The 14,372-nt window shown below is 38.2% G+C and carries 12 protein-coding genes and 1 other RNA gene; 11 read left to right on the top strand and 2 right to left on the bottom strand.

Features of this window, described 5'->3' with window-relative positions; all coding sequences use genetic code 11:
• Nucleotides 1-122 precede the first annotated feature (122 nt).
• The 3 genes from ACFIMP_RS05875 (at nucleotide 123) to ACFIMP_RS05865 (ending at nucleotide 5,657) form a co-directional block, all read left to right on the top strand.
• Complete coding sequence (locus tag ACFIMP_RS05875; RefSeq protein WP_375612016.1) at nucleotides 123-1,430, top strand: MFS family transporter; 1,308 nt, start codon at nucleotides 123-125, stop codon at nucleotides 1,428-1,430.
• Between the two features lie 954 nt (nucleotides 1,431-2,384).
• Nucleotides 2,385-3,695, top strand: coding sequence for an MFS family transporter (locus tag ACFIMP_RS05870; protein WP_375686127.1), 1,311 nt, complete (start codon nucleotides 2,385-2,387; stop codon nucleotides 3,693-3,695).
• A 654-nt stretch (nucleotides 3,696-4,349) separates the two neighbouring features.
• Entirely contained in the window at nucleotides 4,350-5,657 is a 1,308-nt protein-coding gene (locus ACFIMP_RS05865; protein WP_375612014.1) for an MFS transporter, read from the top strand.
• Nucleotides 5,658-5,725: 68 nt separating this feature from the next.
• Here ACFIMP_RS05865 and ACFIMP_RS05860 read toward each other — a convergent pair whose 3' ends face one another.
• Nucleotides 5,726-6,031: a DUF2853 family protein gene (locus ACFIMP_RS05860; RefSeq protein WP_375612013.1), complete on the bottom strand. Its 306-nt coding sequence runs from the start codon at nucleotides 6,029-6,031 to the stop codon at nucleotides 5,726-5,728.
• Nucleotides 6,032-6,127: 96 nt separating this feature from the next.
• Between ACFIMP_RS05860 and ssrA the strand changes: the two genes are divergently transcribed.
• The 5 genes from ssrA (at nucleotide 6,128) to ACFIMP_RS05835 (ending at nucleotide 10,128) form a co-directional block, all read left to right on the top strand.
• Nucleotides 6,128-6,484, top strand: a transfer-messenger RNA (tmRNA) gene (gene ssrA / locus ACFIMP_RS05855).
• A 179-nt stretch (nucleotides 6,485-6,663) separates the two neighbouring features.
• On the top strand, nucleotides 6,664-7,215 hold the full coding sequence (locus ACFIMP_RS05850) for an SspB family protein (protein WP_375612012.1): 552 nt from the start codon (nucleotides 6,664-6,666) through the stop codon (nucleotides 7,213-7,215).
• Nucleotides 7,216-7,223: 8 nt separating this feature from the next.
• On the top strand, nucleotides 7,224-7,406 hold the full coding sequence (locus ACFIMP_RS05845) for a DUF4169 family protein (RefSeq protein ID WP_375612011.1): 183 nt from the start codon (nucleotides 7,224-7,226) through the stop codon (nucleotides 7,404-7,406).
• A 10-nt stretch (nucleotides 7,407-7,416) separates the two neighbouring features.
• Nucleotides 7,417-7,668, top strand: coding sequence for a ribbon-helix-helix domain-containing protein (locus ACFIMP_RS05840; protein ID WP_375612010.1), 252 nt, complete (start codon nucleotides 7,417-7,419; stop codon nucleotides 7,666-7,668).
• A gap of 120 nt (nucleotides 7,669-7,788) precedes the next feature.
• Entirely contained in the window at nucleotides 7,789-10,128 is a 2,340-nt protein-coding gene (locus ACFIMP_RS05835) for an ATP-dependent helicase (protein WP_375686126.1), read from the top strand.
• A gap of 56 nt (nucleotides 10,129-10,184) precedes the next feature.
• On the opposite strand, the gene ACFIMP_RS05830 is transcribed toward ACFIMP_RS05835, so the two are convergent.
• Nucleotides 10,185-10,814, bottom strand: coding sequence for a DapH/DapD/GlmU-related protein (locus ACFIMP_RS05830; RefSeq protein WP_375643457.1), 630 nt, complete (start codon nucleotides 10,812-10,814; stop codon nucleotides 10,185-10,187).
• Between the two features lie 135 nt (nucleotides 10,815-10,949).
• Between ACFIMP_RS05830 and ACFIMP_RS05825 the strand changes: the two genes are divergently transcribed.
• Genes ACFIMP_RS05825 through ACFIMP_RS05815 form a run of 3 tightly spaced genes read left to right on the top strand, consistent with a single transcriptional unit; the run spans nucleotide 10,950 to nucleotide 14,276 of the window.
• Nucleotides 10,950-11,531 carry an SCO family protein gene (locus ACFIMP_RS05825; protein ID WP_375631170.1) on the top strand — a complete coding sequence of 194 codons (582 nt, stop codon included), beginning with the start codon at nucleotides 10,950-10,952 and terminating at the stop codon, nucleotides 11,529-11,531.
• Between the two features lie 26 nt (nucleotides 11,532-11,557).
• Nucleotides 11,558-12,427, top strand: coding sequence for a 50S ribosomal protein L11 methyltransferase (locus ACFIMP_RS05820; RefSeq protein WP_375686125.1), 870 nt, complete (start codon nucleotides 11,558-11,560; stop codon nucleotides 12,425-12,427).
• 22 nt (nucleotides 12,428-12,449) lie between these two features.
• A complete protein-coding gene (locus ACFIMP_RS05815) occupies nucleotides 12,450-14,276 on the top strand; it encodes an aminopeptidase P family protein (protein WP_375613377.1) in 1,827 nt (608 codons plus the stop codon).
• Nucleotides 14,277-14,372 lie beyond the last annotated feature (96 nt).

Genomic DNA, 14,372 nt, shown 5'->3' with positions numbered 1-14,372 from the left:
ACACAAGAAATTATCATGATCTAACTAAATTTTTGATGCAAAAGATAAAATACTATAGACAGCTTCTAAAAAAATGACATAAATGAACAAAGATGGATGAACATCAAATAAAGGGATCGACTATGGAAAAACAAGAAGCTTTAAAACCACATGATACAAGAAAACGTATCTGGGCTATCGTGTCCAGTGCATCAGGTAATCTAGTAGAATGGTATGACTTTTATGTTTATTCCTTTACATCTATTTATTTTGCATCACAATTCTTTCCCTCAGATGGCAATGACGTTACGCAACTTTTAAAAGCGGCGGGTGTTTTTGCTATTGGTTTTCTTATGCGCCCAATAGGCGGATGGCTTTTTGGCTTCATTGCCGATCGTTACGGACGCAAACGCTCAATGCTTATCTCTGTTTTTATGATGTGTGGTGGTTCGTTCTTAATCGCCCTACTTCCTACCTATGAAACCATTGGAATGGCAGCAGGAATTCTTTTACTTTTACTCAGAATGCTTCAGGGGCTTTCTGTCGGTGGTGAATATGGTACAACAGCAACTTATATGAGCGAAATCGCCCTCAAAAATCGCCGCGGATTTTTTAGCTCTTTCCAATATACCACACTGATTGGTGGTCAACTTCTAGCCAGTCTCGTTATATTCATTTTAGCGCTTTATCTCACCGAAGATCAGCTAAAAGCGTGGGGCTGGCGTATTCCATTTGCCATTGGTGGATGCGGCGCAATTGTTGCGATTTATCTACGCCGCACACTCCATGAGACAACGACCAAAGAAAGTCGTTCTAGTGCACAAGCTGGTAGTATTAGGGGACTTCTGAGCAACCACCGAAAAGCTTTCTTTCTGGTTATTGGCTTTACAGCTGGAGGATCGCTCACATTCTACACCTATACGACTTACATGCAGAAATATCTGATCACAACCACTGGCTTTGATAAACATACAGCCACAACAATCATGACAGCTGCACTCTTTGTTTTCATGTTACTCCAACCCCTCTTTGGTGCTCTTGCAGATAAAATTGGAACAAGAACTTCACTCCTTATTTGGAGTGTCTTATCTATTATCTTTACCATTCCTGGACTTAATATGATTGGTAGTACTGATAGTACATGGATTGCTTTATCAGTCATTACTGGAATGCTCTGCATTATGAGCTTTTATACATCTATCTCTGGCATTGTAAAATCAGAAATGTTTCCTGCTTCAGTACGAGCAATAGGAGTTGGGCTCTCTTATGCTATTGCCAACGCACTGTTTGGCGGTTCTGCTGAATATGTCGCACTTGGATTAAAAGATCTTGGATATGAATCTGTCTTCTATTTTTATATAACCGGCATGATGATTATTGCATTCATTGCTGTTCTCTTAATGCCAGATGCTCGCAAAAAAGGGTATTTACAAGGAGACGATATTCATTAACCTTTAATGTTAACAAACAAGGATTTTAACAAAAAAGCCCAGAGTACTGGGCTTTTTTTATATCCTTTCCGATAGAAGTTTAAAGCTCACAATTTTTTATCCCTTCAAACACTCTAAAGAAGCAATGTTCCCTCCTGCACACGCCGCTTATAAAAATAAATGGCTTCATATTATTATGTAATAAATACTTCTTTAGCTGAATTTAATTCACTGAAGATAAAAAACGTTTGATTTATTTTAATATTCCCATGCCCACTCAAAATCGAAGAAAAGTGATTATCTTTCAAGATAATTTTATCAATAATAAAGATTACACTCATGATTTTGTTTAATACGTTCTTAATAGTACCCCCTCATGCAAAACAAATTCTTTCATGAAAATAGAAAATACCATTATATTATGAATTCGCACACTTTTTTGAGAAACATTTCTCAATGCACCCAACTCCATTTCACAACGACACCCGTGAATGACATAACGTAAAAGCCCCGTAAAATATAAACATGAACATTACTCTCTTTACACTTAATAAAAGTGCAAGCCGCTATCATTATACTTTTGACGAACTCTTAATATTGTACTCCCCCTTAACACTTAAGCTCATTCATAAAAAGTATTTTAACAGATACACCAACCTCGCATGAAATAGTCAATAACATCATTTTACGAAACAACATCAAGCATATAAACTAAAGAGTATCATATCTTCATAAACACTCTGCATATGCAAATAATTCACAATCAAACAAAAAATAATATTTCCTTAAGGATAGTAAAAAGCGTATGATTTACGCAATGTAACAACACCATGAGCCCAAAACACCACTGATAGCTCTAGAAAAAATCTTTATGTTTCCCTAAAAAATTATCATGATACAATGGCGTTTTTATAATGCACATCGTAAATAGCTTTAAAAAGAAGAAAAGTTATAAATCTAAAAGGGGAATACTTCATGAATAATCAAACAACTTTAGATCCACATGATACAAGGAAACGTATTTTTGCTATCATATCCAGCGCATCAGGAAATCTGGTAGAATGGTACGACTTTTATGCTTACTCCTTTGCATCGGTTTATTTTGCATCACAATTTTTTCCTGAAGATGAAGATATTGTTACACAACTGTTAAAAACGGCAGGAATCTTTTTTATTGGCTTTCTTATGCGTCCAATTGGAGCATGGCTCTTTGGATACATTGCGGATCGTTATGGACGTAAACGCTCAATGCTTATTTCTGTTTTTATGATGTGTGGTGGCTCTTTTCTCATTGCCATACTTCCCACTTATAAAACCTTGGGAATAACAGCAGCATTTCTTCTCCTTTTAGTCCGTATGTTTCAAGGACTTTCCGTTGGCGGTGAATATGGTACAGCAGCAACTTATATGAGCGAAGTTGCGCCCAAAAATCGTCGTGGTCTCTTTGCTTCTTTTCAATATGCAACAACGATCTCAGGTCAACTTCTCGCAAGTTTTATAATATTTATTTTAGCCATTTACCTTAACGAGGATCAGTTAAAAGCATGGGGATGGCGTATTCCCTTTGTCATTGGTGGCTTTGGAGCAATCGTTGCAATTTATCTGCGTAGTTTGCTTCATGAAACAACAACCCACAAAAGCCGCTCTGAAAAACATGCTGGTAGTCTTCGAGAACTTTTTCGCAATCATAAAAAAGCTTTCTTTTTGGTTGTTGGCTTTACAGCTGGTGGATCACTCACATTTTATACATACACCACTTATATGCAAAAATATCTGATCACAACCACGGGCTTTGATAAACAAACCGCAACAACGATAATGACTGCCGCCCTCTTTGTTTTTGTGCTACTCCAACCCCTTTTTGGTTCCCTAGCCGATAAAATTGGAGCAAGAGCTTCACTCATTAGTTGGGGGGCATTATCCATTATCTGCACCATTCCTGTACTTAAAATGATCGGTAATGCCCATAATCCATGGACAGCACTCTTAATCATTATTGGAATACTCTGTGTTATGAGTTTTTATACGTCCATTGCTGGTATCATAAAAGCAGAATTGTTCCCTGCTTCAATCCGAGCAATTGGTGTTGGATTTGCTTTTGCCATTGGCAACGCACTCTTTGGCGGTTCTGCTGAATATGTAGCGCTTGGATTAAAAAATATGGGATACGAATCTGTTTTCTTTTTTTACATCGTTGGTATGATGGTCATTGCACTCATCTCTATTCTTCTTATGCCCGATATAGATAAAGGAGGATATCTCGATAAAGACGATAAACTTCATTAAACTTATTTTCTGGATAAAAAAAGCCCAAGAAATTGGGCTTTTTTTGATCTCCTCTCCACCCTAGTAAAGAACGAAAAGCCCGCCCCGCATTCATCTTACAAACAACTCAGTTTCTTTTAAATTGTCTATAGTTACTGCCCTCTTTATGTAATTTACTTGATAAGATTCTATGGGCAGCCCTACCCTAAATATTTATCACGATATCTAAAAAACACCTCATACGGAAAACCTTATCTGAGACTTACCTCACCCTCCTAAATGATGATGTGTTATGATACAATAAGATAATTAAGGACACAAAATCCCCTTTTACATTAACTTAAGCTTTATGAAATGTCTTCAGTTTTTGGGCTTTCTGCTCATAAAGACCATCTCTTCTATAATCCTCCGGTATGATGCCAATATTGCATTCTTCTCATCAAGTTTAAAGGTATCTTGATCTACTTTTCAATGTTCTCTCCCTTTAAATGCAATGTGATAACTTTTTATTCTACAACACAAGTAAAAATCTTAAAACGAATGACAACATAACTCTAATAAATCATCTTAAAGAGTTTCCCTAAGAAATTATTATAATACCATTGAATTTTTCTGGAAATCATAAACAATTATGTTTAGAAAATATGAACTATAAATCCAAAAGGGGAACAATTCATGAAAAATGAAACAACTTCAGCATCACAGGATGCAAGAAAACGTGTTTTTGCTATTATAGCAAGCGCATCAGGAAATCTCGTAGAATGGTATGATTTTTACGTTTACTCATTTGCATCAATTTATTTTGCATCACAATTCTTTCCCTCCGATGGTGATACGATTACGCCACTGTTAAAAACCGCAGGTGTGTTTTTTATTGGCTTTCTTATGCGCCCTATTGGAGCTTGGTTTTTAGGGTTTGTCGCCGATCGTTATGGACGTAAACGCTCGATGCTTATATCCATTTTTATGATGTGTGGTGGCTCTTTTTTCATCGCCATACTTCCCACCTATGAAACCTTAGGAGTAACATCAGCAATCCTTTTACTTTTAGCTCGGATGATGCAAGGACTTTCAGCAGGTGGTGAATATGGTACAGCAGCCACTTATATGAGCGAAGTTGCCCTCAAAAAACATCGTGGGCTTTTTGCTTCTTTCCAATCAGCCACCCTTATTACAGGTCAACTTCTTGCCAGCTTCATTATATTTATTCTAGCATCTTATCTCTCTGAAGATCAGTTAAAAGCATGGGGATGGCGCATTCCTTTTGTGATTGGTGGTTTCGGGGCAGTGATTGCGATTTATCTGCGTCGTTCTCTCCACGAAACAACCACGAAAGAAAGCCGCTCTCACAAACACTCTGGCAGTCTTAAGGAACTTCTCACCAAGCATACAAAAGCCGTTGTCGTAATTGCATGCTTTGCATCAGGAGGATCACTCACATTTTACACCTTTACGACTTATATGCAAAAATATCTGATCACAACCACCGGCTTTGATAAACATACCGCAACAACGATTATGACAGCTGTACTATTTATTTTCATCCTATTCCAACCCATAGCTGGTATCATAGCCGATAAAATTGGAACAAAAACTTTACTTATCATTTGGAGTATACTCTCTGTCATCTTTACATTTCCTGGACTCTGGATAATCGGTAATACGCATAGTATATGGGTTGCCTTTTCCGTCATTATTGGCTTGCTCTTCATTATGAGCATGTATACATCCATCTCTGGTGTCGTCAAATCAGCAATGTTTCCCTCTTCAATACGCGCATTAGGCGTTAGCATCTCTCATGCCATTGGCAACGCCTTATTTGGTGGTTCTGCTGAATACGTTGCGCTTGGATTAAAAAAGTACGGTCATGAATCACTCTTTTATTTTTATATAACCGTCGTGATGATCATGGCATTCATTGCTCTTCTCTTTGTCCCGAGTATGCGTAAAGGAGGCTACCTCCAAGAGGATGAAAAACATTAACCCTTTTTATCAACGAAAAAGCCCAAGAAATTGGGCTTTTTTTATCATTATCACAAATTTAATATTGTTTAAATTTTATGAAGTGCATTAAGGTGCTTAGCAACTAGATAATAAAAAGTCACACGACTTTTTCTACGCTCTCCAGACATCATCTCAGCCACTTTTGAAACAGCCATTTTAGCACTCTTCTCATCGGCTTCTAAAACATCTTGAACCCATTTTTCAACACGTTCTAACTCTTTTGGATCCGATGTAGCAACAAGCGCTGCATCCTGCTTTTTCATCACTAAAGCTAAACGACGGCTAAGTCGTTCTACTGCTGCTTCATCGGGATTTGAATCATATAGTTTAATATCTGCTAAATTATTTGTCATTTTGCATCATCTCCTCTCCAAAAATGAGCGGACTATACTTTACAGCCGCATCATATAGCTCCATAAATAATTAGAGGATTAAAAATATTAACAACCCCCCTTTTCCTAAGACTGTTCTTCATCTATATTTAGAGGGCTGGTTTACCAGCTATGGTAATAAATGGACGGTGAAATAAACCTATTGGACCCGGGGGCGGTACCCGGCGCCTCCACCAAAATATAAGAAACCAAAATTATATTTTGGTGGGGGCGAAATAGGATCGACAAGGGTGTAAAGATCGCTCTTTTACTCGGCATTGTACCACCGTTATCGGGCTAAATGAGTAGTTGCAAATGACAACTATGCGGAAGCACGTCTCGCCGCTTAAGGTGGTGTGAATGTTTCAATTTAAGTCTTAAACCGTCGCAGGTTTAAGCGGGGTTCGGAGGCACCTGGCAACAGAAGCCTTCACTTTTTTAAATGTTGTTGATTGATCTTTCAGACATTATCAGACATTATTTACCATAGAGTTTCGTATTTATTCGATTTATTGAGGTGCATCGTAGAAAAAATCTGCTAATTTAAAATATATTCTGTCACACAATATCAATACGCCCCATTCTGCTACGTGAAATAAAAGGAATAAACTTCGATGGTTAAAGATCAAATCCGTTACGATATTCTCGTTCAGGATGCGCTTCGTGGAGTTATCCGTAAAGTTTTATCGGAAGTTGCCAAAGCAGGTCTTCCGGGAAATCATCATTTTTTTATAACTTTTTTGACAAATGCCCCAGGCGTTAAAATTTCTCCTCGGCTAAAAAATCGCTATCCCGAGCAAATGACAATCGTCTTACAACATCAATTTAGAGATCTCAGTGTTTCAGAAACAGCTTTCGAAGTAACCCTCTCTTTCAGGGAAATAACCGAAAAGCTCGTGATTCCTTTTACTTCCATTCAGGTCTTTTATGATCCTGTAGCAGCATTTGAAGCAGCATTTGATCTGCCCTCAAATCTGACCTCTGGAGAAAGTGAAAATTCAGAAAATACCTCAACTACGCCTATTACCTTATCAAACAAACAAAAAAAAGAAAATACGCTTACAAAAGAACAAAATCTCAGTACAAATAAAGAACCTTCAAATAACGATGCAAAACAAAATCAAAGTGCTGATGTTGTCTCTTTAGATTCCTTTCGGAAAAAATAATTTTTCTCATGACTGAATTGATTAATCTTCGCCAATTTCGAAAACAAAAAAAACGTACAGAAAAATCTCTTTGTGCTGAGCAAAATCGTTATCGTTTTGGACGAACAAAAACTGAAAAAAATTTTGAGCAGCAAAAATCTTTAAAAATGCAAAAATTTCTTGATCAAAATCGTTTGCGAAACGACGAATAAAGGTGGAAAAATGCACGAAAATAATTCTATCGATTGGTCAAAAGTCATTCCACGAAAGATATCTGTTCGCGTTGATGGACACGCAACAAGCGTCTCTTTAGAACCACCATTTTTAGATATTCTAAAAGATATAGCCCGCAAAAAAGGACAATCTTTAGCCTTTATTATTACCGATATTGATAGCAAAAGACCACAACAAGTAAATCTTTCGGCTTCGTTACGCGTTTATGCCCTTCAAAGCGTTCTCACCCAAAGCCTTTAATGTTTGTGCTTATTTTTTTACGTTCTCTTTCTGTCTGTTCAACTGAAACTGTTGTGACTTTTTAAGAGAAGTTTTTTTAATCTAGAACTTCAATAAAAAAAAGACTACAAAAGAGAGATAATGAGTAATTTTTCTGATCATACCATACCTTTCTTTGAAGAAGATTCCCCTCCAGACCATGATAAGAAGAGCTCTGGTTTTTTCTCCCATACTCTAAAAGAACAAAAATCATATAACACAGACTATTTAGAACAACTCAATCCAGAACAGCAACAAGCTGTTATGAATACTGAGGGACCTCTTTTAGTTCTTGCAGGTGCTGGTACAGGAAAAACACGCGTTTTAACAACCCGTATTTCTCACATTTTACGCTCTGGACTTGCCTCTCCTCAGCAAATACTTGCTGTCACTTTCACCAACAAAGCAGCACGTGAAATGAAAATACGTATTGGTGAACTTATTGGAGAAGTTGTTGAAGGTATGCCTTGGCTTGGAACCTTTCATTCCACTGGAGCTAAAATTTTACGCCGTCACGCAGAGCTTGTTGATTTAAAAAGAAACTTTACAATTCTCGATAGCGATGATGTTCTTCGACTTTTAAAACAACTTATTCAAGCTGAAGGATTAGACGATAAGCGTTGGCCCGCACGAAACCTTGCCATGATGATTGATTCTTGGAAAAATCAAGGACTCTCACCAACACATATCTCAAAAAGTGATGCTCATTCCTTTGGTAATGGCATGGGACGTGAACTTTATCACAGTTATCAAAATCGATTAAAAGATCTTAATGCTTGTGATTTTGGTGACCTTCTACTTCATTCTATCTCTATCTTCCAACATAATCCAGATATCCTTCACGAATATCATTCTCAATTTCGTTATATTCTCGTCGATGAATATCAGGATACAAATACAGCACAATATCTTTGGCTTCGCCTTTTGGCCCAACATCCTCAAGGTCAACATGTTAATCTTTGTTGTGTTGGCGATGATGATCAATCCATTTATGGATGGCGTGGTGCAAAAGTCGAAAACATATTACGTTTTGAAAAAGATTTTCCTTCTGCTAAAATTATTCGTCTAGAACGCAATTATCGCTCAACATCCCATATTCTCAAAACCGCCTCCCATCTCATTGCTCATAATGAAGAAAGACTGGGAAAAGTCCTTTTTTCTGCTCAAATAAAGAGCGAGGAAGAAAAGGTAAAAATTCATTCAGCATGGGATTCGGCAGAAGAAGCACGAGCAATTGGAGAAGAAATCGAACGCGCACAACAAACCGGTCATGCATTAAATCATATGGCTATATTGGTACGCGCATCATTTCAAATGCGTGAATTTGAAGATCGCTTTGTAACGCTTGGCCTTAATTATCGCGTTATTGGTGGTCCTCGTTTTTATGAGCGGATGGAAATACGTGATGCCATGGCTTATTTACGCGTTGTTGTCCAACCCACTGATGATTTAGCTTTTGAGCGTGTTATTAATACACCCAAACGCGGCATAGGAGATGCAACCCTGCGCATTCTTTATGAGAGTGCACGTGCACGTGCTGTTCCTCTCTTTTCTGCTGCCGCTGACATCATTGAAACAGATGAATTAAAGCCTAAGGCACGCAGTGCGTTACGAAGCCTCATTGAAAACTTCCGCCGCTGGCAAAATATGCTTCAAGACACTCCTCATAGAGAACTTGCCGAGATCGTCCTTGATGATTCTGGTTATACAACCATGTGGTTAGAAGATCGTTCACCAGAGGCTCCTACAAGACTAGAAAATCTTAAAGAAATGATTCGTTCCATGGAACAATTTGAAAATCTTCAAAGTTTTTTGGAACATGTTGCACTCGTTATGGAAACGGAAAATAATGAAAATATGGATGCAGTCAACATCATGACACTTCATTCAGCCAAAGGGCTTGAATTTGAAACAATTTTTCTTCCAGGTTGGGAAGAAGGACTCTTTCCCCACCAGCGCTCATTAGATGAAGGTGGACGTTCAGGATTAGAAGAAGAACGGCGTCTTGCTTACGTAGGTCTAACAAGAGCAAAAAAACATTTGCATATATGGTTTGTATCGAATCGAAGAATTCATGGACTTTGGCAACCTGCTCTTCCCTCCCGTTTTCTAGATGAATTACCAGCAGAACATATAGAAGTTGTAGAAATGGAAACATCCTATGGTGGTTATGGAAAATCTTCCTTTCAACATCACGATTCCTTTTATACTGACTATGCAACAGCAAGACAAAAGCGTGCACAAAAAAACAAGAATATTGAAGGGAAAGTTATCTCTCAATCAATCTCTCATGCACCATCAGATTTTTCTGTCAATGATCGGATTTTTCACATAAAATTTGGTTATGGTCATATTACAGCAATAGACGATCATAAATTGACAATAATGTTCGAAAAAGCCGGAGAAAAGCGTGTACTAGACAATTTTGTAAACAAAGCTTAATTACAAGTAAACCACGATCAATTTTTTCAAGAAACCACTTTATTTTATTCTGAATGTCATTTCCATTTACGAACAAAGGCTTCAATGGGCAAATTTTGCATATCAGGCAATGCGTTGTGAATTTTATCAAGCGGCCAATCCCACCAAGCCATATCTAAAAGGCATTCTATCACATTATTGGGAAAACGCATCCGCAACCGTTTAGCAGGCACCCCAACGACAATCGTATAAGGCAAAACATCTTTCGTTATAACAGCGTTCGCGCCAATGATAGCGCCATGACCAATTGTCACCCCAGGCATAATAACCGCACCATATCCAATCCACACATCATGCCCAATAATAACACGTTTTGCACAACGCCTTTCACGAAAACCACTATCTAATGCCATATAACGAAAATATTCGTTTGGACGATAGGTTATTTTATGCGTTGAAACGCGCTCCATAGGATGCTCCAACGCATTCATCCGTACATGAGATGCAATAGAACAAAAACGCCCAATATCGCTATAAATAGCCTCACTATTACGTTCTAAATAAGAAAAATCTCCAACGGTTACATCCCGTAAAATCACCCGCTCATTAATTTCCACATAGCGCCCCAATTTACAACCATGCAGCCGTGCCGTCGTATGGATACGAGGCTCACTTTCATGAAACCGAAGATCGTTCTCAATATTCATGCATCTTTCACCAATGTTTCATCATAGATATGGAAAGACATACCAATCAAGCCAATAAAATCAACCATGAAACACACATTGCAAAACAAACCTGCCGATGTTACAATTTCTCGATCTATTTAAGAGAGTCAAACTATGAAAAATGTAATACGCATCTTGGGGCTGACAATCATATTTCTTGCAGGTGTTTTTATTTATGATACGCTGACAAATAAGCCTTTAGGTGATAACTTTACTCTCACTGATTCTAATGGAAAAAATATTACTGAGGCTGATGTTCGAAGCAAGCCTTCAATAATTTTTTTCGGCTTCACTATGTGTCCTGAAAGCTGCCCTACCACACTGATGAATCTTGATCGATGGCTTACAGCCCTTGGGCCTAAAGCTGATAAATTAGGTATATGGTTTGTGACTGTTGATCCTGAACGTGACACACCAAAAGTACTCCATGATTATCTCAGTAATTTTAACAATAAAATTGTTGGCATCAGCGGAGATCCTGAAAAAGTTCATAAAATGGTCAATTCTTTCAACATCGTTGCTGAAAAAGTCCCTGAAACAGATGGAAACTATACATATAACCATACAGCAGCAATTTTTTTACTCAAAAAAGGTGGAAAATTAGCTGGCGTTATCCGTTATGACACGAAAGAAAGCGATAGCGAATTAAAAGATGAAATCGCCATTGAACGGTTAAAAAAACTCATCTTAAACTAAAAAAACCGATCAAAAGAAAGAACAGCATGTCGCAACAAATTCGCCTCTATTATACTGCTTCTAAAAATGAAGCAGAACGGTTCTATACCCTTATAGAAACAGCCTTTGACGAAGAAGGGTATCCTCTTGCTCTTACAGAGATAGATGAACAAAATGCTGTATATGAGCTTTCTCTATATGTCGATCAAGACAATCAAGAGAACGCATTGAAACGTTTTGCTCAAATCCTTTCTATAGATTTTGATAAAATTAATATGGAAGTTTTACCCAACATTGATTGGGTACAAAAAAGCCTAGAAGGACTAAAACCTGTGCAAGCTGGTCCTTTTTTCCTTCATGGAAGTCACAACCGAAACGCCATTCCAGCAAATGTTCTCCCTATTGAAATTGAAGCTAATCAAGCTTTTGGCACCGGACATCATGGAACAACAGCCGGTTGTTTAGAAATGATTGCCAAAGTCATGAAACACGAAAATCCCAAAAATGCCCTTGATCTTGGTACTGGGAGCGGTGTACTAGCCATTGGCATAGCAATGCTCAAACCAATTCCTGTGCTTGCATCCGATATTGACCCAATTGCTGTTCAAGTTGCACAACACAATATCGAATTCAATGGTGTCAAGGAATATGTTACAGCTGTCACAGCAACAGGTTTTGCCCATGATGCAATTGCATCACGAGCCCCTTTTGATCTCATCGTTGCCAATATCCTTGCTAATCCGCTTATTGAACTTGCGCAAGAAGTGGTAAAAGCACTTCAAAAAGGGGGATCACTTATACTCTCTGGAATTCTTGAAGAACAACATGCCCATGTTTTAGAGACTTATATAAAACAAGGACTCAAGCATATCGAAACATACCACCGGCAAGGATGGGTTACGATACATCTGAAATAAAAGAAAAGAAAAGGACGTCGTTATGTATCAATCTTTTGAGGCGACCACAAATCCTGCTTATGCAGCAGAACGCATTTCTTGCCTTCGTAAAGAACTCGATCACCTTGGACTCGATGGTTTTCTTGTTCCGCGGTGCGATGAACATCAAGGAGAATATGTCCCCCCTCATGCTCAACGCCTTAGCTGGTTAACCGGCTTTACTGGATCAGCTGGGATTGCACTGATTTTAAAAAACAAAGCCATTATATTTACAGATGGGCGATATAAGCTCCAAGTTCGCCAACAAACTGATCCTGATATTTTTAATTATGAAGATCTCATAACTTGTCCTCCCTCACAATGGCTTGAAAAAAATGGTCAAAAACTTTCTATTGGCTTTGATCCATGGCTCCACACGATTGCTGCCACCGATGCATTGAGAAACGCATTAGAAATGAAAGCAGGTGGAAAACTTGTAGAAGTTCAACATAATCCCATTGATTTGCTCTGGCATAATCAACCAAAGTTACCACAATCTGCCTTATCAATTCACCCTCTCAAATATGCTGGGTGCGATACAGATGAAAAACTCGCTTTGATTTACAAAGATATACAGCAAACTCATGCAAATGCTTTTATTTTTACAGATCCCTCTTCCATTGCATGGACATTCAATATACGGGGCAATGATGTTTCCAACACGCCTTTTTCCCTTTGTTTTGCTCTCATTCCACTTAACGAAACACCAGCCTTATTCATTGACAACAAAAAACTTGGTGTAGAACAGAAACAATATCTGGAACGTTATGCAAAATTATATGAACCAGAACAGCTTATTCCCAAGATCAAAGAGTATGTTCAAAAAGGGACAGTGTTTGCCTTAGATCCACAGCTAACATGCGAAAAATTACGAACTGTTATTGAAGAAAAAAATAGCTCTTTTATCACACTTACCGATCCTGCTGCTCTACCACGTGCCATTAAAAATGACACAGAACTCAATGGCGCACGCAAAGCGCATCTACGCGATGGTGTTGCCCTAACCCGTTTTTTTTCTTGGTTAGATAAACAAATACCAGGGTCAATAAGTGAAATTTCTGCTGCTCAAAAATTAGAAGAATTTCGCATAAATACAGCAAAAGAAATGGGAGAAAAACTTAAAGATCTTTCTTTTGATACAATTTCAGCAGCAGGAGAAAATGGTGCCATTATTCATTATCGTGTAACAACGCAAACAAATAAACAACTCAAAGCCGGTGAACTTTACCTCGTTGATTCAGGTGGACAATATCGTGATGGCACGACTGATGTCACACGCACCGTAGCAATTGGGAATATTGGAGAAGAAGAAAAACGCTGTTTTACGCTTGTCCTCAAAGGCATGATTACTCTTTCAACTGCTTGCTTTCCCAAAAGAACCCGTGGACAAGACCTTGATGCTCTTGCACGCATTGCATTGTGGAAAGCTGGTTTTGATTATGCCCATGGCACCGGTCATGGTGTTGGATCTTATCTTTCTGTCCATGAAGGACCGCAAAATATTTCTCGTAAAGGGTGCCAAGAACTCATCTCCGGTATGATTCTTTCAAACGAGCCAGGCTATTACCGCGAAGGCGCTTTTGGTATCCGTCTTGAAAATTTGATGATTGTGAAGCCAGCACAAAAAATTGATGGTGGAGATATAGAAATGCTCTCGTTCGAAACACTCACACATTGCCCCATTGATCGACGGTTAATCCTTCCAGAGCTTTTGACACAAGAAGAACGACAATGGCTCAATGATTACCATGCGCGCGTTTATCAGATGAATGCACCTTACTTAAATGAAGAAGATAAAAAATGGGCAAAAGAAGCAACAATGCCCCTTTAAATGAAGCAACCTATAACTTTTACCCTTTCTACAAAACACTACACCCTTCTCTTTTAAAGAGAGAAGTGCGAATTTACCATCAGCAAACACAAAAAA

The organism is Bartonella sp. AP65SXKL (assembly GCF_042195725.1).
GTDB lineage: Bacteria > Pseudomonadota > Alphaproteobacteria > Rhizobiales > Rhizobiaceae > Bartonella.
Note: the sequence above shows the minus strand (reverse complement) of the source record. Positions and strands in the feature narration are given on the sequence as shown.